Annotated in this window: 22 protein-coding genes and 1 other RNA gene; 17 read left to right on the top strand and 6 right to left on the bottom strand. The window is 47.5% G+C overall.

Annotation, left to right across the window (positions count from 1 at the left end):
• Nucleotides 1–14: 14 nt before the first annotated feature.
• Nucleotides 15–893 (bottom strand): YitT family protein, encoded by an 879-nt coding sequence (locus QSV55_RS06005; protein WP_208001491.1) that lies wholly within the window; start codon nt 891–893, stop codon nt 15–17.
• Nucleotides 894–955: 62 nt separating this feature from the next.
• Between QSV55_RS06005 and QSV55_RS06000 the strand changes: the two genes are divergently transcribed.
• From QSV55_RS06000 to QSV55_RS05950, 11 genes are read left to right on the top strand one after another with little or no spacing between them, the layout of a single operon-like run.
• Entirely contained in the window at nt 956–1273 is a 318-nt protein-coding gene (locus QSV55_RS06000; protein ID WP_289649505.1) for a nucleotide pyrophosphohydrolase, read from the top strand.
• A 4-nt stretch (nt 1274–1277) separates the two neighbouring features.
• A complete protein-coding gene (mgsA, locus tag QSV55_RS05995) occupies nt 1278–1655 on the top strand; it encodes a methylglyoxal synthase (protein ID WP_289649504.1) in 378 nt (125 codons plus the stop codon).
• Complete coding sequence (gene bshA, locus QSV55_RS05990; RefSeq protein ID WP_289649503.1) at nt 1652–2779, top strand: N-acetyl-alpha-D-glucosaminyl L-malate synthase BshA; 1128 nt, start codon at nt 1652–1654, stop codon at nt 2777–2779. Before mgsA ends, bshA begins: the two co-directional genes overlap by 4 nt.
• Nucleotides 2766–3911 carry a CCA tRNA nucleotidyltransferase gene (locus QSV55_RS05985; RefSeq protein ID WP_289649502.1) on the top strand — a complete coding sequence of 382 codons (1146 nt, stop codon included), beginning with the start codon at nt 2766–2768 and terminating at the stop codon, nt 3909–3911. Before bshA ends, QSV55_RS05985 begins: the two co-directional genes overlap by 14 nt.
• Complete coding sequence (locus QSV55_RS05980; RefSeq protein ID WP_289649501.1) at nt 3898–4869, top strand: biotin--[acetyl-CoA-carboxylase] ligase; 972 nt, start codon at nt 3898–3900, stop codon at nt 4867–4869. The genes QSV55_RS05985 and QSV55_RS05980 overlap by 14 nt, the downstream gene beginning before the upstream one ends.
• A gap of 10 nt (nt 4870–4879) precedes the next feature.
• A complete protein-coding gene (locus tag QSV55_RS05975) occupies nt 4880–7468 on the top strand; it encodes a helicase C-terminal domain-containing protein (protein ID WP_289649500.1) in 2589 nt (862 codons plus the stop codon).
• 59 nt (nt 7469–7527) lie between these two features.
• Nucleotides 7528–8712, top strand: coding sequence for a pyridoxal phosphate-dependent aminotransferase (locus QSV55_RS05970; protein WP_289649499.1), 1185 nt, complete (start codon nt 7528–7530; stop codon nt 8710–8712).
• Between the two features lie 2 nt (nt 8713–8714).
• Entirely contained in the window at nt 8715–10013 is a 1299-nt protein-coding gene (asnS, locus tag QSV55_RS05965) for an asparagine--tRNA ligase (RefSeq protein ID WP_289649498.1), read from the top strand.
• Between the two features lie 46 nt (nt 10014–10059).
• Complete coding sequence (locus tag QSV55_RS05960; protein ID WP_289649497.1) at nt 10060–10713, top strand: DnaD domain-containing protein; 654 nt, start codon at nt 10060–10062, stop codon at nt 10711–10713.
• Nucleotides 10703–11362: an endonuclease III gene (gene nth / locus QSV55_RS05955; protein WP_289649496.1), complete on the top strand. Its 660-nt coding sequence runs from the start codon at nt 10703–10705 to the stop codon at nt 11360–11362. The genes QSV55_RS05960 and nth overlap by 11 nt, the downstream gene beginning before the upstream one ends.
• Nucleotides 11355–11696, top strand: coding sequence for a YpoC family protein (locus QSV55_RS05950; RefSeq protein WP_289649495.1), 342 nt, complete (start codon nt 11355–11357; stop codon nt 11694–11696). The genes nth and QSV55_RS05950 overlap by 8 nt, the downstream gene beginning before the upstream one ends.
• 11 nt (nt 11697–11707) lie before the next feature.
• On the opposite strand, the gene QSV55_RS05945 is transcribed toward QSV55_RS05950, so the two are convergent.
• Complete coding sequence (locus QSV55_RS05945) at nt 11708–14056, bottom strand: transglycosylase domain-containing protein (protein WP_289649494.1); 2349 nt, start codon at nt 14054–14056, stop codon at nt 11708–11710.
• Nucleotides 14056–14667, bottom strand: a complete 612-nt coding sequence (recU, locus tag QSV55_RS05940) for a Holliday junction resolvase RecU (protein WP_289649493.1) — start codon at nt 14665–14667, stop codon at nt 14056–14058. The genes QSV55_RS05945 and recU overlap by 1 nt, the downstream gene beginning before the upstream one ends.
• A 76-nt stretch (nt 14668–14743) precedes the next feature.
• On the opposite strand from recU, the gene QSV55_RS05935 reads away from it, so the two are divergent.
• The 6 genes from QSV55_RS05935 (at nt 14744) to QSV55_RS05910 (ending at nt 18570) form a co-directional block, all read left to right on the top strand.
• Nucleotides 14744–15070: a DUF1798 family protein gene (locus QSV55_RS05935; RefSeq protein ID WP_165983664.1), complete on the top strand. Its 327-nt coding sequence runs from the start codon at nt 14744–14746 to the stop codon at nt 15068–15070.
• The gene (locus tag QSV55_RS05930) at nt 15067–15621 is read left to right on the top strand and encodes an SLOG family protein (RefSeq protein WP_289649491.1); all 555 of its coding nucleotides are present in this window, start codon (nt 15067–15069) and stop codon (nt 15619–15621) included. Before QSV55_RS05935 ends, QSV55_RS05930 begins: the two co-directional genes overlap by 4 nt.
• Nucleotides 15622–15625: 4 nt before the next feature.
• Nucleotides 15626–15931 (top strand): DivIVA domain-containing protein, encoded by a 306-nt coding sequence (locus tag QSV55_RS05925; protein ID WP_289649490.1) that lies wholly within the window; start codon nt 15626–15628, stop codon nt 15929–15931.
• Between the two features lie 42 nt (nt 15932–15973).
• An RNA gene (rnpB, locus tag QSV55_RS05920) (RNase P RNA component class B) lies at nt 15974–16343 on the top strand.
• 131 nt (nt 16344–16474) lie between these two features.
• Nucleotides 16475–17593 (top strand): THUMP domain-containing class I SAM-dependent RNA methyltransferase, encoded by a 1119-nt coding sequence (locus QSV55_RS05915; RefSeq protein ID WP_289649489.1) that lies wholly within the window; start codon nt 16475–16477, stop codon nt 17591–17593.
• A complete protein-coding gene (locus QSV55_RS05910; protein ID WP_289649488.1) occupies nt 17593–18570 on the top strand; it encodes an LLM class flavin-dependent oxidoreductase in 978 nt (325 codons plus the stop codon). Before QSV55_RS05915 ends, QSV55_RS05910 begins: the two co-directional genes overlap by 1 nt.
• 125 nt (nt 18571–18695) lie before the next feature.
• On the opposite strand, the gene QSV55_RS05905 is transcribed toward QSV55_RS05910, so the two are convergent.
• The 3 genes from QSV55_RS05905 to QSV55_RS05895 form a co-directional block, all read right to left on the bottom strand.
• Nucleotides 18696–20306 (bottom strand): b(o/a)3-type cytochrome-c oxidase subunit 1, encoded by a 1611-nt coding sequence (locus QSV55_RS05905; protein WP_289651056.1) that lies wholly within the window; start codon nt 20304–20306, stop codon nt 18696–18698.
• A 119-nt stretch (nt 20307–20425) separates the two neighbouring features.
• The gene (locus tag QSV55_RS05900; RefSeq protein ID WP_208001489.1) at nt 20426–20905 is read right to left on the bottom strand and encodes a cupredoxin domain-containing protein; all 480 of its coding nucleotides are present in this window, start codon (nt 20903–20905) and stop codon (nt 20426–20428) included.
• 12 nt (nt 20906–20917) lie between these two features.
• On the bottom strand, nt 20918–21088 hold the full coding sequence (locus QSV55_RS05895; RefSeq protein ID WP_289649487.1) for a cytochrome c oxidase subunit 2A: 171 nt from the start codon (nt 21086–21088) through the stop codon (nt 20918–20920).
• Nucleotides 21089–21125 lie beyond the last annotated feature (37 nt).

Genomic DNA, 21125 nt, shown 5'->3' with positions numbered 1-21125 from the left:
GGATAGAACTTTTTTTAGTGGTTCTGGATCAGCTGCTTGTTTTCATCGAGCGTAAATCCTTCACCATGCACTTCATGCACTTCCAGCATGGAGATAAAGGCATGAGGATCGATGGCATGAATCAGCTGCCGCAGTCTGGAGATTTCATTTTTAGGCACGACGCAGTACAGCATCGGCCGCTCTATATTCGAATACTGGCCATGTGCAGAGATTCGCGTCACGCCGCGTTCCAGCACGGTGTTGATGGCGTCTCCGATCTGATTGAATTCTTCGGAGATAATGAGGGCGCCCCGTGCTGTATAGCCGGCATCCTGGACGATATCGATAATCTTGCCGCCGACACCGACGCAGATTAAAGTGTAGAGCGTGATTCTGATATCACCTAGTGCAAGATAGGTGATGATGAGCACCATGCAGTCAAAGATAAATATCACCTGTCCCATCGGCCAGTTGAACTCCTTCTTCATCACCCGGGCGATGATATCTACACCGCCTGTCGTTCCCCCCGCTCTCAGGATGATACCGAGACCGAGACCGATGAGGACACCGCCGAGCAATGCGACCAGAAACAGATCCTGTTCTGCCAGCGAAAAATTGAACGGGAATCTCTCAAAGAGATAGAGAAAGAAACTGGAGCTAAGCGAGCCGATCAGCGTATACAGAAAAGAAGTTCTTCCGAGAAACCTGTAACCGATGATAAAGAGCGGAATGTTGAAAATCAGATTCATTAGAGCAGGGCTGATCCCGAATAAATGATATAATATGAGAGCAATGCCGGTGAAGCCGCCTTCTGTCAGATGATAGGCCATATTAAAGTTGATAATTCCAAAACTGAAGATAATGCTACCGATCAATATCAAGATGATATTCATCACTTTTAATTTTATATTCAAATTGTTACACCCCTTTTATCCATCATATAATGAAAGAAAGTCAGGACGCAATAGGAGGTACCATGAAAACATTAAAAGAGATGCAGCAGCAAGTGGATGATTACATCAGCGGCTTTAAAGCCGGCTATTTCACGCCGATGGAAAATATGGTCCGTCTCACTGAAGAAGTCGGTGAACTGGCGCGTGAAATCAATCATGTCTACGGGCCGAAGCAGAAAAAGTTAAGTGAGCAGCAGAAAGAAATCGGGCTTGAACTGGCTGACAATTTATTTGTGCTGATCTGTCTGGCTAATTCCATGGGCATTGATCTGACAGCAAGCTTTGCTACGACGATGGAGAAATATGAAGCACGGGATTTCAATCGTTTCGAAAGGAAGTGACCTTATGAAATTTGCTATTATCGCACATGACCAGAAAAAAGAGGCACTCGTCAGATTCATTCAGGAGCATCTGGACGAGTTCAGTAAACATACACTCTACGCAACAGGCACTACCGGACTACGGGTGTCAACAGCGACGGGCCTTACCGTCCATCGCTTTAAGTCAGGGCCGCTTGGCGGTGACCAGGAGATAGGGGCGCTTGTCGCCAATAAAGAGGTGGATGCCATCTTCTTCTTCAGAGACCCGCTCACTGCTCAGCCGCACGAACCGGATGTCTCCGCACTTTTACGTTTATCAGACGTCTATGATGTGCCGCTTGCAACGAACGAAGGGACAGCACTGGCTGTTATTTCTTATTATGAGAACGGAGGACTTTCATGAAAATAGGGATTACTTGCTACCCGACGATGGGCGGCTCAGGTATTATAGCGACAGAGCTCGGCATACAGATGGCTGAGCGGGGACATGATGTGCATTTCATCACATCAAATACACCGTTCAGAATACAGTTCCAACGGCCGAATATTACGATTCACCAAGTTGATGTGAATCAATATGCGGTCTTTCAGTATCCGCCGTATGATATCACGCTGGCGACTAAAATAGCAGAAGTCATCAATGCATACGACCTGGATGTCCTGCACATGCATTACGCAGTCCCTCATGCCATCTGCGGGATTCTAGGACGCCAGATTGCGCGGAAAGATGTCAAAATCGTCACCACTCTGCACGGGACCGATATCACCGTTCTCGGCTATGATTCTACGCTGAGAAGTGCCATTCGTTTCGGTATAGAAGAAAGTGATATCGTCACGAGTGTCAGCGATGCCCTGACAGCGGACACCATGTCGCTTATCGCACCGAATAAAGAAATCAGAACGGTCTATAACTTCATCAATGAAAAAGATTTTACAAGGGTCGATTCTTCGGCACTTAAGGAGATGTATGGCATACCGAAGGACTATAAAGTGATCTCGCACGTCTCCAACTTCAGAAAAGTGAAGAGAATTCAGGATATTCTCGCCACTTTCAAGCAAGTACGAGAATCACTGAAAGTCAAGCTGCTGCTCATTGGTGACGGGCCCGAGCTATCCAAAATGCGAAGTCTGGCGCATAAGCTCGGCATCGATGAAGATGTCATGTTTGTCGGCAAACAGGAGCAAGTCGCAAGCTTTTATCAGATGTCAGACCTCTTCCTGCTGATGTCTGAAAAAGAAAGCTTCGGTCTGGTATTACTGGAAGCCATGAACTGCGGCGTCGTCTGTATCGGTACAAGAGCAGGGGGGATCGGTGAAGTCATCAGACATGAGGAGACAGGCCTTTTAGTAGATGTGGGGGATTCAGTGCAGGCTGCAGCCTATGCTGTCAGACTGCTGACAGATGACGCCTATTATGCGCAGCTGCAGCAGAATATGCTTGAAGATATCGCTGTCCGTTTTTCTTCGGCAGCTATCACTTCACAGTACGAAATGCTCTACAAGGAGCTTATCGATGGACAAGCTTAAGTCCGCTCTCCCAGTCCTGGATCAGCTGCAACGTGCAGGGTACGAGGCTTATATTGTAGGGGGAGCTGTGCGCAATCATCTGCTCGAGCTGCCGATCAGTGACGTGGATATCACGACAAGCGCATTACCGGACGAAGTGGAGGCATTATTTGAGCGGACAGTGCCGATCGGCAAAGAGCATGGTACGGTGATGGTCATACTGAACGGGACATTTGAAGTGACGACCTTTCGCATAGACGGCGACTACGAGGACCATAGGCGGCCGGATTCCGTTATATTCGTCAGTGATCTGAAAGAGGATCTGCTAAGGCGTGACTTTACAGTGAATGCGATGGCGCTGGATCACAGCATGTCAGTCATCGATTATACCGGAGGGCAGAATGATTTAGAGCAGCGGCTGATTCGTGCCGTGGGCGATGCAGAGAGACGTTTTAGTGAAGATGCCCTACGGATGATACGGGCAGCCCGTTTTCAGAGCGTCCTGGACTTCACGATTGAATCGCAGACGCTTGAGGCGATGAAGACATGTGCGCCTCTGATTGAATATGTGGCAGTAGAACGTATCATAGTAGAGCTGCAGAAATTATTGCATGGCCTGCAACCATCAAGGGGTATAAACACCCTGACGGTAAGTGGCATTGTCAACTACCTGCCGTATTTCCGGGAGTGGCAGGAAGTGCTGCTGCTTGAAGCACCCATGTCACTTGAAGTCTATATCGCATTCCATATCTTTAAAGGGTTGGCAGACATGGACGGTATGCGGAGCCTGAAGTTATCCAATGACAGCTACCGGACCATCAAGCAGACAGTGGCCATACTGCAGCAACTTGAGCAGCAGGAGGAATTCACGATGGAGCGATTGGTCTATCATTACCCTCTGGCCACAATAGAGGCCTGCCAGAAGCTCGTGGGGGATCAATCAGATGCAAAAGCGTACCGTCAGGCACGCAGAATACATAGCAGACAGGATATAGCAGTGAACGGTCGTGATGTGATGACACATCTTAAAAGAGAAGGGGGCAGCTGGCTGAAGGTGATGCTTGCTGAGATGGAGGATGCGATTATTACGGGTCAGCTGAAGAATCAGCCTGATGCGATAATGAAATGGGTGGATGAACATGGCGAAATATAAAGGTGACATTCTCGAGCTGCTCTATCATAACCGCTCGACCTATCTATCAGGTCAGACGATTGCTGAACGTCTGGCCATCAGTCGCACAGCTGTCTGGAAAACCATTGAGCTGTTAAAGCAGCAGGGATTCCGAGTGCATTCCGTGCAGAATAAAGGCTACCAGCTCACCGGATTTCCGGAGGAGTGGGACCAGGATATGATGGCACTGATCATCAAGCAGTCTTCTTATTTTAAGAGACGTTTCGTCTATAAGGAAGTGACGTCCACTCAGCTGGTCGCGAAGGAGAAACTGCTAGAGATAGATGAGCCATTCATTGTCATCAGTGAAGTGCAGACAGCAGGAAGGGGCCGTTTTAACCGCAGCTGGGATTCGCAAGGGACAAAAGGGCTGTGGATGACAGCTGTTTTCAGAAGAGATGTGCCGCTCCAGAAAATGATGTCGTTCAATCTTTTTCTGTCTCTCGCAATCGCCAAGACGATCCGCCGTATGAGTGGCGCTGAGGCGAAAATCAAGTGGCCGAATGACATTTATATCGATGACCGGAAGTGCTGCGGCTTCCTCACGGAAATCAGCGGTGAGGCTGCACTGATCCAGAATATCATCTGCGGAATCGGCATCAATCTGAATCATGAGGTGTCAGATTTTCAGCAGGACCTTGCAGTGAAAGCGACCAGTCTGAAAGCTGCAACAGGTCATCCAGTCAACCGCTATCAGTTTCTGGAAGAGCTGCTTATTGAAATAGAAGCAGCCTTCAGGCAGTTCCTGGTACTTGATTTCAAGGATATCAAAGATGAGTATGGGCAGTATTCAAACATCTGGCAGCGAAAACTGCGGTATACGGAAGGGACGACTGTAGTGGAGGGCGTCGCTGTCGAAATCCTGGATGATGGCCGTTTAGTTGTACAGGATGAAAAGGGCACGCTGCATCACTTTATGAGTGCGGATATAGAAATTTAGGAGGGAAGATATGCAGTACGCAGTAGTCGATATAGAGACGACAGGTAATAATATGGCGGTTGATGATATCATCCAGATTGGTATCGTCATCATGGACGACAGGACGATCATCGACCGTTATGACAGCTATGTCTATACCGACCAGCCGATTCCTCCGTTTATTGAGTCACTGACCGGTATTACGGATGACATGGTCAGTCAGGCCCCTACATTCAGGGAGATCATGCCGGATGTACTGGCGCTTTTGCAGGATAAAGTATTTGTCGCACATAATATTCATTTCGATCTTAATTTTCTGACGGGGCTCTTTGATAAGGCGGGCATCCACTTTCAGCCGCGGCACTGTATCGATACAGTCGACCTTTTCAAGATTGTCTATCCTGATGCTGAAAGTTATCAGTTAAGTGCGCTGGCGCAGACACTTGATATTCAGCTGGATGATGCGCATAGTGCTATAGCAGACGCACAGGCAACGGCTGAGATCATGCAGCTCGCGCTTGCCAAGCTGGCCGCATTTCCGAAAGAGACGCTGATTCAGATTTATCATCTGGCCAAAAAGATGAGGAATGATATCGACAAACTGCTCTTTCCACTGATTGAGCGTCATCAGACAGTCAGTCATTTTCCTGTCTTAAAAGGGCTGGCCTATCACTTGACGACGATAGATGCGCAGAAAGTCACGATAGATGAATCTCTCGAGGCATTTTACAGACGTATCATAGAAGTGAATGAGCTGCATTTCCGGCAGGAGCAGCTGTATTTGACGGAGCTGATCTATGAGACGATGCTGACCGATAATATGCAGTTGATTGAGGCGGAAGTCGGCAGCGGTAAATCCCTCGCCTATCTGACCGCCGCCACTTATTATCTGGCGCAGCACGGGGAGAATATATTGCTGACGACTGCCACTAAAGCGCTTCAGCAGCAATTGATTCAGTCAGATGCTGTACTGATTGAAAAGGCACTGGGACAGCCGGTTCCACTTATCCTGCTGAAAAGTAAGCGCAACTATATTTCAGTTGAGTTCGTTAAGTTCCTGCTTGATGACACGAAGGAAAACCACGATATTCTCTTGCTGAAGATGCAGTTACTTGTTTTTCTGCTGGCCGGCCAGTCCGGAGATATCAGTCAGTTGAACATAAACGGTGGACGCAAGATTTATCTGGATTTGATGCGCACCCTCTATAAAGGCAGACAAGACACTTATCTTTATCAGGATGTCCGTAAAATCAACGTCCCAGTGCTGGGTGTGACGAATCATGCCCATCTGTTGCATTCAGGTAAGGAAGGGTTCCCGGGCCAGTTCAGTCATCTGATTATCGATGAAGGCCATCAGCTGCAGGAAGTCGCGCTGGAACATACGTATGTGTCCTGGAGCTACCAGGCCGTGAAATACCACCTGTCTCAGCTGGCTAAAGAAGAGGGTCTTGTCTTCAGCGCCTATCAGCAGCTGAACCAGTCGAAAAGAAGTCTGGATGAGCTGGCCGTCTCGCATTTTGAGCTGAAGGCGGTCATCCAGGAAGTCGAGCAGCTGAACGACCAGTTCTTTCAGGAGATTGCGCTTGACTCCAGCAGCCCGTTCGTCAGACTCAGGACGTCAGCAGTGCTGCCGCAGCTGCTGCATAAGATAATGGCCTTCAAAGCAATGACGGATCAGCTGGATCTCAATCGCATGGTGAACAGAGAAGTCAATTTCGTCCATCAGATTTATCAGCAGATTACGACTGCGCTGACAGGAGGGAAGCTCGTCTTCGTTCAGCCCGGCCGCAATTATACCGCCGCCACTTTGTTCATTAAGGATAAAAAGCTCGGTGATATTTTCAGTACCCAGCTGTTCAGCCATTTCGATTCCCTGACCTTGTTATCAGGTTCCCTGATGTTAAATCAGTCGCTCAGACATCTGAATCCGCTGCTTGATATGCATCAGGACAATATCACATTGTTTGCGCCAGTCGCGCGTCAGGACAAGGTGACGTTCTTTATACCGCATGATATGCCGGAATTTCACTATCAGGACCACGAGGCTTATATCGAGCAGCTGTCACTGTATATTTCGTCCTATTTTGCGACAGAACATAAAAAGATGCTTGTTTTATTCAACAATTATCAGATGATCAGCGAAGTGGAGAGTTATCTGAAGGACGTGCTGGAGACCACACTGCTCGTCCAGACCCCGCAGTCCAATGCGCACAAACTGCTGCTTCAGTTCAATCAGCTGGACAGTGCCGTCCTCCTCGGGACTCAGGCCTTTTATGAGGGGATGGATTATCAGTCCGATGCCTTTAAGTGTGTGATGATTGTCACGCTGCCTTTCATTCATCCGAGCGACAGACGGATTCTACTGATGAAAGATGAACTTGCGGATAGTTTCAATGACTATCAGCTGCCCTATGCAGCAACGAAGATCAGACAGGCAGCGGGACGTCTGATTCGGCGTGAGGAAGACCGGGGTATCATTCTTTGTATGGATAAGCGAATCGTTGAAGCCAGTTATCATCACATCTTTGATAGCGTGCTGGCGAAGTACGACGTCACTAGAGGAGATGTCACAGATTTTCTATCTTTAGTGACTAAAAAAGAAGCGGCAGACAAGAAATGATTTAACCTGAGTGTGCTTCTTTGGTAAACTGAAAGTATCATCATTAAGGAGCTGTTGAAATGGAATTATCTCAACGAGTACAGAAACTGACGCCATCTTCTACACTGGCGATTACCGCTAAGGCAAATGAACTGAAAGCGGCGGGTCAGGCGGTCATCGGACTTGCAGCAGGTGAACCCGATTTTAATACACCTGAAAACATCATTCAGGCTGCATTCAAGGCTGTTGAAGAGGGCAAGACAAAATATACGCCGGCCGGAGGACTGCCGAAGCTGAAAGAAGCCATCCAGCAGAAACTGGAGCGCGATGAAGGTCTGCGCTATGAGCTGAACGAAATAATGGTGGCCTCAGGCGCGAAGCATGCACTTTATAACTTATTCCAATCGATTCTTGATGAAGGCGATGAAGTGATAATTCCAATCCCTTTCTGGGTCAGCTACCCTGAACAGGTCAAACTGGCAGGCGGTGAACCCGTTTATGTCACAACAGATGAATCGACAGAGTTCAAGGTGACAGCTGATCAGCTTGACAGCGTGTTATCGGATAAGACGAAGGCCATTATTCTGAACACACCAAGCAATCCGACAGGTGCCATCTACTCCAGGGAAGAATTGCAGGCGGTCGCTGACTGGGCAGTGCAGCATCAGATCATCGTCGTCTCAGATGAAATCTATGAGACGCTTGTCTATGACGGCGAACATATCAGCATCGCCGCACTGGGAGAGGACATCAAGAAGCTGACGGTCATCATCAACGGTGTATCGAAAAGTCATTCCATGACAGGCTGGCGGATCGGCTATGCGGCAGGCGACGGGCAGCTGATCAAAGCGATGACGGATCTTGCGAGTCATTCAACAAGTAATCCGACGACGCCTTCACAGTGGGCGGCGATTGAAGCCTACGAGGGGGACCAGACGTTCCTGCGGGAGATGAACAAGACGTTCAAGTCACGTCTTGACGCCATCTATCCTCAGCTGATGGAGATTCCTGGGATTGAATGTATCAAGCCTAAAGGCGCATTCTATCTGTATCCGAACGTCAAAGAGACGGTTCGTCTCTGCGGACTCGACAATGCGGACCAGTTTGTTGAAGAACTGCTGGAAACCTCACTGGTAGCGGTGGTTCCGGGCTCTAGTTTCGGTTCACCTGATAACATCCGTCTGTCATACGCAACCGATCTCGAGTCGATGACAGAAGCGATCAAACGTATCAAACAATTTGTAGAAGAAAGAATGGAGAAATAGACATGGCAGATAAAATTACTATTAATCAGTCGGCCGATTTTGTCGGTCAGACAGTCACGATTGGTGCCTGGATTTTAAACAAACGTTCCAGCGGTAAAATTGCATTCCTGCAGTTGCGCGATGGCACAGGATTTATGCAGGCAGTTGTGGTGAAAGAAGATATCGGTGAAGAACTCTTTAAAGTGGCAAAAGGCATGACTCAGGAGACTTCCCTCTATATTACAGGTGTCATCAAGGAAGATGACCGCTCTGACTTCGGCTATGAGATGGAAGTGACGGATCTTGAAATCATCCACGAGGCAGTGGATTATCCGATTACACCGAAAGCCCATGGTACAGACTTCCTGATGGACCACCGTCACCTGTGGCTGCGTTCAAAACGTCAGCATGCCGTCATGAAGATCAGAAATGAAATCATCCGTGCGACTTATGAGTTCTTCAACAATGAAGGCTTCACTAAGATTGACCCGCCTATTCTGACAGGCAGTGCGCCTGAAGGGACAAGTGAACTCTTCCATACGAAGTACTTCGATGAAGATGCCTTCCTCTCACAGAGTGGTCAGCTGTATATGGAAGCGGCAGCGATGGCACACGGCAAAGTCTTCTCATTCGGCCCGACGTTCCGTGCTGAGAAGTCAAAAACGCGCCGTCACTTAATTGAGTTCTGGATGATTGAGCCGGAAATGGCCTTCTATGAGCATGAAGACAGCCTGAAAGTACAGGAAGACTACGTCAGCTATATCGTTCAGTCCGTCCTGAAGAACTGTCAGCTTGATCTTAAGCTTCTCGGCCGTGATACGGAAAAGCTGGAGAAAGTGAAGGCGCCGTTCCCGCGTATCACTTATACCGATGCAATCAAGATGCTTAAGGAAATGAACTTCGATGATATTGAATGGGGCGATGATTTCGGTGCGCCGCATGAGACAGCGATCGCCAATCATTTTGACCTGCCAGTCTTTATCGTCAACTATCCGACTCAAATCAAGCCGTTCTACATGGAACCGAATCCGGAAGAAGAAGGTACCGTGAAATGTGCAGACTTGATCGCACCGGAAGGCTACGGTGAAATCATCGGAGGTTCAGAGCGTATCAACGATCTTGAACTTCTGGAAGCCCGTCTGAAAGAACATCATCTTGATCCGGCGGCTTATTCATACTATACGGATCTCCGGAAATACGGCAGTGTGCCGCATTCAGGTTTCGGTCTCGGTCTGGAAAGAACAGTAGCCTGGATATCTGGTGTTGAACATGTCAGAGAAACAAGTCCGTTCCCACGTCTTCTGAACAGACTTTATCCATAAAAATCACAACGCTAACAATCGTTAGCGTTTTCTTGTAGGTGAGAGTATGCTTATCAATCAACATCTAGCAGTGCCGCATATTCTGTTGAAGGATTACCGGCACTTAAATATCAATGAAACAGAGCTGGTCGTGCTGCTTAAGCTGATGCAGTTTGACGGCAAGGAGATGCCTGGATTCAAGGAACTGGCAGATGAGATGTCCTTAATGACAGAGCAGGTGGCTGCGCAGATTCAAGGGCTGATCCAGAAGGACCTGATTGCGATACATGTCGACCACAGCCATCAGCAGTACAGTGAAATCATTTCACTTGAACCGCTGGACCGTCAGCTGCAAGCCCGTTATCAGGTGCAGACAGTCAGCCATGAGCTGAGTTTCAATACCCTCTTCGAACGCTTTGAAGTCGCGTTCAGCAGGCCGCTGACGCCTATAGAGATGCAGACACTCAATCACTGGCTGGATAGTGACCATCATTCGCTGGATATCATTCAGGCTGCGCTCGATGAAGCGGTATCGCATGATAAGCTCAGCTTTAAGTATATCGACCGTATCCTGCTGAACTGGCAGAAGCGGAATGTCAAGACGATTGATGATTCCAAGACGGTCAGCAACGATTTCAAGACCGGCCGCAAAATGACCAAAACGATTGAAAACTTTCCGGTGTTTGACTGGGTGAACGGAGAGAATCCATATGCTAAGTAAAAAGAAGACACTCGAGCTTCTTGATGTCATCGCTGACATGTATCCGGATGCCGAGTGCGAGCTGAATTACCGCAATCCATTCGACTTGACCATCGCTGTCCTGCTGTCAGCGCAGTGTACAGATGCGACAGTCAACAGAGTAACAGCGTCACTTTTTGAAAAATATCATACGCCGGCGGATTATCTGAATGTGCCCCTGGAAGAACTGATGACAGATATCCGTTCGATCGGTCTTTATCGCAACAAGGCCAAGAACATTCAGGCGCTCTGCCGCATCCTGCTGGATGAATATGACGGGCAGGTGCCAAAAGAGCATGCTCAGCTTGTCAAGCTGCCAGGCGTCGGCCGGAAGACGGCGAATGTCGTCGTCTCTGTGGCATTCGGCGTACCGGCTCTGGCAGTTGATACCCACGTTGAACGCGTTTCTAAAAGGCTTGGAATCTGCCGCTGGAAGGATAATGTCACAGAAGTGGAAACGACCCTGTGTCGTCAAGTGCCGAGGGAACGCTGGACAAAAACGCATCATCAGCTTATTTTCTTTGGCCGCTATCACTGTACCGCCAAAAATCCGAAATGTAACGTATGTCCGCTGCTGAGTGACTGCCGTGAAGGGAAGAAAAGAAAGAAGGTGATAGTCGGTGATGAATGAGGCATTTTTTGAGTCGCTTGAAGAACAGCTTGACGCACTGGCGGATGACAAAGCGATGCAGAGTGACAGAGGGTTAGTCTTACTGGAGCAGTACAAAGAGGCGCTGATCACGTATTTATTTGAGGTCAATGAGCAGCCTGTCGATGTCACTCAAATCGAACAGCTGGCCTATAAACCGCTCAATGCTGCAGAACGGATTGACTTTATTTCAGCGAATAGTTTTCATTTTATGCGTTATCAGCAGATGAAGACGATGCGGCCCGAGATCAAGAAGCTGGCCGCCATCAAGAAGATAAGAGATAACAGAAAAGCTAAAAAAGAGCCTATCGAATGATAGGCTCTTTTTTATGAGGCTTTCTCTTTAGGTGCTTCTGTGACAGGTGCTGCTGAACGCGTCGCTTCTGTCGTCGGTACCGGAGTTGCCGGTGCAGCGGTCGTCGGTGGTTCGGTCGTCACTTTTTCTGTTGTCACCTTTTCTGTCGTCACCTTTTCAGTTGCCGGTTTCTCAGTGGTCGGTGGTTCAGTCGTCGGCTGTTCGGTCGTCGGTTTCTCAGTCGTCATGACTTCTGTCGTTACTCGTTCAGTGGCCGGCAGGTCTGTTGTGACCGGTATATTAGGCGTATCTGTAACAGAGGCTGCAGGCACCGGGGTACCTGCAGCTTCTGTTTTGACTTCTGAAGAAGTGATCTGTTTAGTTGTTTCGCCGTCGTTGACTTGAAGTTCATTGCCGATTTCGGTCACTGAATCAGGTTTCTGGAAGTCCTGACCATCTATCGGACTGACTTCTGTCATTACAGCTTTAAAGAGTGATTGTGGTAATGCCTGTTCCACATGTCCTACGAATGAGTTCTCGCCGTATTGTGCAATCTTAGTGAAGCCCATCCAGACGGTCATCGTGTACTGCGGTGAATAACCGGATATCCAGACATCTTTTGCCGCAGAGCTCGGCAGATTATATTTCTGATAAACTTCATCGCCGTAAGTCGCTGTCCCTGTTTTGCCGGCGAAGTTGACGCCAGCAGGGGCCATACCAGGAGCAGTACCGTCTGCTGTAAAGACATCTTTCAGGATATCGGTGATCATGTAAGCGGTATAATCTTCCATCGCTTTTCTGGTCGTATGACTGAATGTGATGGTCTGGTCATCTTGTGTCACGACTTTGCGAATCGCATGTGCCTCGTTGTAGACGCCATTGTTACCGAAGGCAGAGAAGGCTGCAGCCATTTGTGTCGTTGAGAATTCTGAAGCGCCGCCACCGAGTGCTTCAGCAGGGCCGAGCTCCGGATTGTCATAGTTTAAGTTCACTTTTTTTGCAAAGTTGGCAGGAGCATCGTAGCCGAGCTGAGACTGCGAAGTCTGGAACATTTTCAGCGCTGGAATGTTGTAACTTTTTCTCAGTGCTTCACGCATGGTCACATTACCGTGACTGAGCGTATCATAGTTACGGAATTCGCTGCCGTTGATATCCAGCACGCTTTCATCCTGTATCTGAGTGCTCGTCGGATATTTCAGACCTTCGATCACTGGGCCGTAATCAAGGATAGGCTTAATGATTGAACCTACTGCATGGGGATCAGTTGCCAGGTTACGGTCGACAACGTCCTGATAGCCGCGGCCGCCAGAAATGGCAACCAGTCCACCCGTTTTGGTATCCAGGATAGTAGCGGCAGCCTGCTGGTCTTTATTTTTGTAGACGGCCAGGTTGTCTACATTGTTCTGCAGGGTTTTCTGGACATTGGCATCCATATTGGTGTAGATGCTTAAGCCGCTGGTCAGGATATCACTGAGTGATTGACCTTTAAATTCCTTGTTGCTTTTAATTTCCTGCTTGATGATGTTGACATAGGATGCGTAGACCGGATCATTCTGATCGATGTTCTGACGCTCAGCCGCGGTACGGGGAACCAGATTGGCATGCAGATCCTGTGCCTGCGCCTCTTTCATCTGTTCCTGTGTGATGCGGTTATGACGGTTCATCAGATAGAGGACGGTGTCTTTCCGTTTTTCAGCTGCCTCGGGGTGATCGTAAATATTATACATATTAGGGATCTGCGGCAGTCCTGCCAGATAAGCAGACTCAGCAAGCGTCAGGTCTTTCAGGTCTTTGTTGAAGTAATATTTGGCTGCTGTTTTAACACCATAAATACCGTCTGAATAATAGATTTTATTCATGTACATCTCGAAGATCTGGTTCTTGTCGTATTCCTGCTCTAATCTGTAGGACAGATAGGCTTCCTGCGCTTTCCGTTCAATTGATTTCTTATCGGTCAGGAATGAACGTTTCACGACCTGCTGGGTTAAAGTGGAGGCACCCTGTGAGCCGAAGCCGCCTGTGATATTTTTGAGGACGGCACCTGTCAGACGTTTGAAGTCAATTGCACCGTGTTCATAGAAACGGTTATCCTCTGTCGCAAGGACAGCATTTCTCATCTGGTCCGGTATGTCGGCAAATTTAACCTCTTCTCTGCGCTGCCCCATATAGAGCACAGTGGCGAGCTGGTTGTTCTTGTCATAGATTTTGGTGGGTAACTGATCACGTAAGTTTGCCTCATTAAATGAAGGTGCTTTCCACGCGTAATAAAGGAACAGGCCGATAGCGAGTACCATTACAGCGGCGAAAGCAATGACAAGTCCTCCGAGAATCTGAAGGATTGTTTTCTTTACGTTGCGTTTCTTGGATTTAGTTGTTGCCATTATTTTTCCTCACTCTCATCTGATAAAGGTAAAGCGGCGAGATAGTCAAGTCTCGGCCTGAAACCGTTTGGTACTAATATACCATCGTTTCGGATTTCTGTTAATGTCATTGATTTGCGTCCGCCCGCTATCATCCGTTGCCAGTAGTGATAGAAGGGGACGAAAGGCAGCAGGTAGACTTCATTTAAGACGGCGAAATGAATCAGCAGAAAGCAGATTCCCCCCTGTTCGATTACCGCCCGCATATGCTCGACTTGATGGGCGTGAATGTTGACGAGCGGGAAGCTGGTCTTATTCTGTGTTTCCTTTGCTTCAAAGTCCAGATACTTTCCTTTATAGATACCATTATAATCGGTAGTAGAAGGTGTCTTGAAGTAGGCTTCAGTGATCACGGCTTTACTACGTTTCGGATAATCCACTTTAACAATCTGCACAGGCGTCGGACGCTTATGAATCACTGCCAGATGTTCAGTCAGATAGTATTGATTGGAGGCATCGATGGCCTCCTCGAAAACCATGCCGCGCCTGCCATAGTTTATCTTACGCTTTTCACGTCCTGTTGTAACTAAGTCTTTAGACGGATGTTTTTTTCCGTTCGGATAATTTACCATTTTGTAACTTCCTGATTTTTTAGTATGATGGGATTACAGCTAATTTTACCATATTTCTGAAGGGACGTGCCCTGAATTGCAAGATTATATTAAACCACTGAATGAGGATTTAGTAAAGATAGAAACATTTTTCAATGCCGCTAAAAATGGCAAGGAATATAATTTCGTTCTGGATATCCAGCCGTTCACAGAGCGTGTGGACCGGCATCTAGCTCAGCTTGATGACATTAAGGAGGCTATTCTGAAGCTGCCGTTAATGAATGAGCTGAAACTGCAGCTGCTCGTTCTGCATCTGAGGGAGCTGTCGGTTGACTGCTTTTTTGATAAGACAAGTAAAAAAGTCTTCCTGGATAAGTTTAAGGCCGTGCAGCATGATCTTCACTATTTAGAGCGCAAACTATGAAATCCCTTTATGTGACAGGCTATAAGCCTTTTGAACTTCAGATATTCAAGAACAATCAGCCTGAAGTGAGATTTATTAAGCTCTATCTCCAGGAACGCATCAGACAATATGCCGAAGAGGGGCTGGAATGGGTCATTATCAGCGGCATGCTCGGCACAGAGCTCTGGGCAGGGGAAGTGGCGATCAGGCTGAAGAAGAACTATCAGCTGAAACTGGCGGTCATCACACCTTTTCTCGAGCACACAGCAAAATGGAATGAAGAGAACCAGCTCTACTATGACCGGATCATCAGTCAGGCCGATTTTGTGACGTCTGTTTATCAGCAGGCCTATGCGGGCGGCTATATGTTCAGGGAAGCGACACAGTTCATACTGGAGAATACTGAAGGAACACTGCTCTTCTATGATGAGGAGCATGAGGGCAGCCCGAAATACTTCAAACGGCAGCTGATTGATTTTAGTAATGAGAGTGACTATAATATGGATATCATTTCTATGGACGATCTCTCTGTCTTTATCAATGAATATCAAAGCGAAAAATGGGAAGGATGACAGGATGGAAGATATGACGCTGAAGTACTCGGCAAAAGATATTTACGAGAAAGAATTTGAACGGACGATGGTGCGGGGGTTCAAGCCTGAAGATGTCGACGGTTTTCTGGATGATATCATATCCGACTATCAGAAGATGGAGGACATGAATCATCAGCTGCTGAAGCTGACAGATGAAAATAAGAAGCTGAAAAAAGAGATAGAAGATTTAAGGATACGGGTCGCGACAGGCAGAGGCGATTCCGGCTCCCAGAACTACGATCTGCTGAAAAGAATCTCAAATCTTGAAAAAGCGGTCTTTGGTAAGTAGTCTTGCCGGCCTAATTGTGATATAATGCATTAAGTTAAAAGATATCTCGGATAATCGCTATAGCAATATAGAGGAAAGTCCATGCTCACACATGCCTGAGATGGCTGTAGTGATCGTGCCTGGTGAAACAATAAGCCAGGGCATTTATTTGACGGCAGTGAAACGGCCTAAGTCCTCTGGATATGGCCCGAGTAATTTGAAAGTGCCACAGTGACGTAGCTTGTCCGGAAACGGAGAAGGTGGAACGCGGTAAACCCCTCGAGTGAGCAATCCAAATTTGGTAGGAGCACTTTTCTAGCGGAAATGAACGTATAGAAGAGGTAGAGTAATCTACAGACAGATGATTATCACCGGCGTACGAGAGTAACTAGACTCGATTGCAGTACTAAGGAACAGAACATGGCTTACAGAGATATCTTTCTAGTGCAGTCCTCCTGTGAAGGAGGGCTTTTTTTATGGCTTATGGTAGAATTAAATGGAGATATTTTAATTTATAAATTTAAAATAATATGATTATGTAAACTTAAAATAAAGGAGATTGTTATGTATCAACTATTAGCTACTTCACCGATGGGGCTGGAAGCAGTCGTCGCGAAAGAGGTCAATGAGCTTGGCTATGAAACAACAACTGAAAACGGACGTGTTCTTTATGAAGGGGATGCCCGGGCAATTGTACGTTCTAACCTCTGGCTCAGAACAGCAGACCGTGTCAAGATTGTGGTCGGCAGATTTTACGCAACGACGTTCGATCAGCTCTTCGAACAGACGAAAGCACTGCCATGGGAGGATATTATCGGGCCGCAGGGATCATTCCCGGTGTCAGGCAAAAGTCTGAAATCCAAGCTGTTCAGTGTGCCGGACTGTCAGGCCATCGTCAAGAAAGCAATCGTCGAACGTCTGAAGAAAGCATATGATATCAAAGGATGGATTGATGAGAGCGGGGCGCTCTATAAAGTGGAGGTTGCTATCCTGAAAGATGAAGTCCTGCTGACGATCGACACATCGGGTGCGGGTCTGCATAAACGAGGATATCGTCTCGCTCAAGGGGCTGCCCCGATGAAGGAGACGCTGGCTGCAGCACTGGTCAGATTATCAAACTGGACAGGGGATACGCCTTTTATTGACCCTTTCTGCGGTTCTGGTACCATAGCGATTGAAGCGGCGATGATCGCACAGAATATTGCGCCGGGCTTCAACCGTGAGTTTGCCAGTGAGGAATGGGACATCATTCCTGAAGAGATGTATGAGGAAGAACGCATCAAAGCAGACAACGAGGCGCTCTACGACAAAGAGATTGATATCACAGCGAGCGATATCGACCCTGAGATGATTCAGATCGCAAAGAACAATGCGACTGAAGTCGGCTTCGGGGAGCTGATCAAGTTCAAGCAGATGAATGTCCATGACCTGACCCTGCATGCCGAGAAAGGTGCTATCGTCGGTAACCCGCCTTACGGTGAACGGATCGGTGAACGCGGTGAAGTGGAAGCGATGTACACCTATTTAGGTGATCTGATAAAAGCGAATCCTAAATGGTCGCTCTATATTATGACCAGCTACAAAGAATTCGAGGTCCTGGTCGGTAAGAAAGCGACTAAGCGACGTAAACTTTTCAATGGCTATCTGGAGTGTACGTATTATCAGTACTGGGGCGAGAGATAATGGAATTCAGCGTCCTGGATCAGGTGCCTCTATCACGTGGTGACAGTCCGGAGGAAGCACTTGAGAAATCCATAGAGCTCGTCAAATGGACAGAGCAGCTGGGCTATAAGCGCTACTTTGTGGCGGAGCATCACCATACGAGAGGTCTGATCAGCAACAGCCCGGATATTATGATGACGAGACTTCTGAGCGTCACTGGGTCAATTGTAGTGGGTTCAGGCGGCATCCTCCTGCCGCAGTATAGCCCGTATAATATCGCTGAAAGAATACAATTGATAGAGGCGATGTTTCCGGGCCGTGTCAACTTAGGTGTCGGCAACTCGCCGGGTGGCACGGAGCTGACGCGTCTCGCCCTGACTGATGGGGCTGACAGTAAACACAGTGACTATACAAGAATGCTGACGGATTTGATCGGTTTCATGCATAACAGCTTACCTAAAGACCATCGTTTCCGCAGTGTGAAGGCCGGTCCACGGATCAGTCATCAGCCACCGGTCTATACACTGGGACTCACGGTGAACGGGGCGAGGCGGGCAGCGAAATTAGGTATCGGCTTTGTCTTCGGTGCCTTTATCAATCCGAAGCATGTGGACGAGGCCCTGACCACCTATTATGATGAGTTTCAACCATCAGCTGTCCTGCAGAAGCCGCATGCAATTATCTGCCTTTTCATCATCTGCTGTGAGACGAGGGCAGAGGCAGAGCAGCATGCAAAAATACTGGACCACTGGCTGTTAAATGTCACTCTTGGACGGGATACCACCGTGCCGACCTCAGCAGAAGTAGCCGAGAAGATCTACAGCGAGAAAGAGCGGGCGATTATTCACGCGAACCGCAGACGTTGTATAATCGGCAATACGGTTGATGTGAAGGGAGCACTCCGTCAATTGCCGAGAGCTGATGAAATCATGGTCATCTGTAATATTCATGATTTTGAGGCCAAGAAAAAAATTTATAAGCTGATCAAGGAATTGTGAGATACATCCGTATCTCATTTTTTTGTCTTTTTAATTAATATAACTATGTTATGTAAACTTTAAGTTATATTTTATGGATACTTTTCATTTAAGGCAAAAGAAAAACTCCCCGCAGGGAGTTTGGGTTACCAGAGTTTACCTTCACCGAAGCCTTTAGCGCCTGGCGGTGGATCAATAAACATCTGACTGACTGGAATAGTATATGCAATTAAGATTAATGCGATTGTAACGACCAGCAGGAACTTCCAGTTCTCAACCAGTTTAGTCGTTGGTAAATGTTCATCCATCGCTGTTGAGATAGGGTAAGGTTCATGTCCTTTTGGCGCGAAGAATGCCAGTCTGATAAAGATGATGACGACTAAGATAATGGAGACGAAAAGAATGGTACCGCCGATTGCCTGAATGATCTGGTAAGGAATCCACTCAGCAGCGACTTTTGAACCGCCGTACTCTGAATAAGTTGAGCGACGTGGTGCACCAAATAATCCGATGAAGTGCATCGCACCAGACATGATGGACATACCGAGTGCCCACATATAGCCTTGAATCAATGCAAGCTTATTCAGCTGTTTTGTTAAGACACGACCCGTGCAGTGCGGAATCAGCCAGTACATCGTGCCGAAGAATGTCAGGATGACGGCAGTCGCCACTGTTAAATGGAAGTGACCGGTAATCCAGATGGTATTATGAACGACCTGGTCCATCTGTGCAGAAGCGTTGACTAAACCACCGGCACCGCCTGGAATAAAGGCAGCCATTCCGATGAAGGGCAGGACGAAACGTGCATCGTTCCATGGTAATGTTTTCAGCCAGCCGAGCAGTCCTTTTGCACCGGTTCTACGGCCGTATGTCTCAAAGGTTGCGAAGAGACTGAAGGCAGTCATAAGTGACGGAATGACAACCATGAATGTTAAAACCACTTGAACATATTTCCATGTCGCTTCGATACCCGGTTCCACTAACTGGTGATGGATACCGACCGGAATCGAGAAGAACAGGAAGAGCATGAAAGCAAAACGAGCCAGGTTATCAGAGAATGCTTTCGTGCCGATAATTTTCGGCACGACTGCATACCAGGACATGTAAGCAGGTAACAACCAGAAATAGACAAGTGCGTGACCGAAATACCAGAAGAGCGTGCGGCTCAGTGTGACGTCGATACGTTCTACGAGACCGAGTGACCAAGGAATCATCTGCAGAAGAACAGTGAGTGCGACACCGATAGAGCAGACAATCCACATGACGTTGTTGATGGTCGCCATATAACTGATTAAAGGTGTTTTCTGACCTTTATGCTCTTTTCTGTAACGGAAGTAACCCATCATCTGACCGGCTGCCGAAATCCAGGAGCCGACAATCACTAGTGCCATACCGACATAGAAGATCACGTGCGCCTGCAGCGGAGCATAGAATGTATAGAGAACAGTCGCTTTGTTAAGCAGGACCATCGTCGCTGCCATCGCTGTTCCGATCAGCATCACCCAGAAGCCGGTCCAGCCTAAACGGCGTGCTAGAGGCGAGAAGGTACCGGTTGTTCTTGAGACAGCTGAGATCTGAAAGCCCATGATGAAGAACGTGGTCAGAACAAGTGCCAGGATAATACCATGAACGGTCAGGATCTGATAGTAACCGATGCCTGCCGGTAATTCCAATGTACCGGAACGGACAAGCGTCTGAACAAGACCGGCAAGACCGCCGATAATCAAGCAGACGATAGCGACATACATATGCGCCATAACCAGCTTGGCATCTTTTGGATCCAGACGTTTGTTATCTTCTTTTTCATTGATCTCAAATACCTGATGCTTGCGGTAGTGATGATGCTCGCTCGCATCACTTCTATAGATTACTTCGCTCATTTTTTATCAACCACCTTAATGTTGGATTTCATATCAGCGTGGCCCATTCCGCAATATTCATTACAAAGAAGGAGATATTCACCTTTTTTATCAAATGTCTTTGTGAATGTACTGATATGGCCGGGCACCACCATGAAGTTCACGTTTGTGTGTGCAATTTCAAAACCGTGGTTAACGTCTTTGGAAGTTGCGATGATTTTCACTTTAGCCCCTTTAGGAATTTCTACGTTACCCGGATTATAGTTGAATGCTGAAACGACAAAGACCAGTTCATAATCCCAGTCTTTACCTTCCACCTTATGTAATCCTGGATTTTTGAATGTTTCATGTTTGTCTACAAGCTCCGGATCGACATATTCGCCGCCACTTGCAGCTGGCTCGTGACCTAAATGGATGGCCTGGACTAATATAATAACGAGGAATAAAACAAGTGACCCCATCCCGAGCCCTAACCAGATTTTCTCTAACTTATGCACAATAACCCCTCCTTAAATACGTTCGATGAATAGAATAAAGATTGAAAACCATAACACTACAAAGATAGCACCTAATGTTAAAACTGAGATCATTGTCCCGCGCAGATCCAGATCATCGTGTGAATCGTATTCAGGTGCCAGTTCCTGCTGCTCCGCTTGAATCTGATCTTTATCTTTAGCCATGTCCTTCCGTCCTTTCTAATTAACTTTTCTTTCTTTA

This window comes from Macrococcus bovicus (assembly GCF_030376725.1).
Classification (GTDB): domain Bacteria; phylum Bacillota; class Bacilli; order Staphylococcales; family Staphylococcaceae; genus Macrococcus; species Macrococcus bovicus.
Note: the sequence above shows the minus strand (reverse complement) of the source record. Positions and strands in the feature narration are given on the sequence as shown.

Coding starts and splice junctions, on each gene's coding strand:
- QSV55_RS06000 (WP_289649505.1), top strand. CDS start 956: ATGAAAACATTAAAAGAGATGCAGCAGCAAGTGGATGATTACATCAGC.
- mgsA (WP_289649504.1), top strand. CDS start 1,278: ATGAAATTTGCTATTATCGCACATGACCAGAAAAAAGAGGCACTCGTC.
- bshA (WP_289649503.1), top strand. CDS start 1,652: ATGAAAATAGGGATTACTTGCTACCCGACGATGGGCGGCTCAGGTATT.
- QSV55_RS05985 (WP_289649502.1), top strand. CDS start 2,766: ATGGACAAGCTTAAGTCCGCTCTCCCAGTCCTGGATCAGCTGCAACGT.
- QSV55_RS05980 (WP_289649501.1), top strand. CDS start 3,898: ATGGCGAAATATAAAGGTGACATTCTCGAGCTGCTCTATCATAACCGC.
- QSV55_RS05975 (WP_289649500.1), top strand. CDS start 4,880: ATGCAGTACGCAGTAGTCGATATAGAGACGACAGGTAATAATATGGCG.
- QSV55_RS05970 (WP_289649499.1), top strand. CDS start 7,528: ATGGAATTATCTCAACGAGTACAGAAACTGACGCCATCTTCTACACTG.
- asnS (WP_289649498.1), top strand. CDS start 8,715: ATGGCAGATAAAATTACTATTAATCAGTCGGCCGATTTTGTCGGTCAG.
- QSV55_RS05960 (WP_289649497.1), top strand. CDS start 10,060: ATGCTTATCAATCAACATCTAGCAGTGCCGCATATTCTGTTGAAGGAT.
- nth (WP_289649496.1), top strand. CDS start 10,703: ATGCTAAGTAAAAAGAAGACACTCGAGCTTCTTGATGTCATCGCTGAC.
- QSV55_RS05950 (WP_289649495.1), top strand. CDS start 11,355: ATGAATGAGGCATTTTTTGAGTCGCTTGAAGAACAGCTTGACGCACTG.
- QSV55_RS05945 (WP_289649494.1), bottom strand. CDS start 14,056: ATGGCAACAACTAAATCCAAGAAACGCAACGTAAAGAAAACAATCCTT.
- recU (WP_289649493.1), bottom strand. CDS start 14,667: ATGGTAAATTATCCGAACGGAAAAAAACATCCGTCTAAAGACTTAGTT.
- QSV55_RS05930 (WP_289649491.1), top strand. CDS start 15,067: ATGAAATCCCTTTATGTGACAGGCTATAAGCCTTTTGAACTTCAGATA.
- QSV55_RS05925 (WP_289649490.1), top strand. CDS start 15,626: ATGGAAGATATGACGCTGAAGTACTCGGCAAAAGATATTTACGAGAAA.
- QSV55_RS05915 (WP_289649489.1), top strand. CDS start 16,475: ATGTATCAACTATTAGCTACTTCACCGATGGGGCTGGAAGCAGTCGTC.
- QSV55_RS05910 (WP_289649488.1), top strand. CDS start 17,593: ATGGAATTCAGCGTCCTGGATCAGGTGCCTCTATCACGTGGTGACAGT.
- QSV55_RS05905 (WP_289651056.1), bottom strand. CDS start 20,306: ATGGCGCATATGTATGTCGCTATCGTCTGCTTGATTATCGGCGGTCTT.
- QSV55_RS05895 (WP_289649487.1), bottom strand. CDS start 21,088: ATGGCTAAAGATAAAGATCAGATTCAAGCGGAGCAGCAGGAACTGGCA.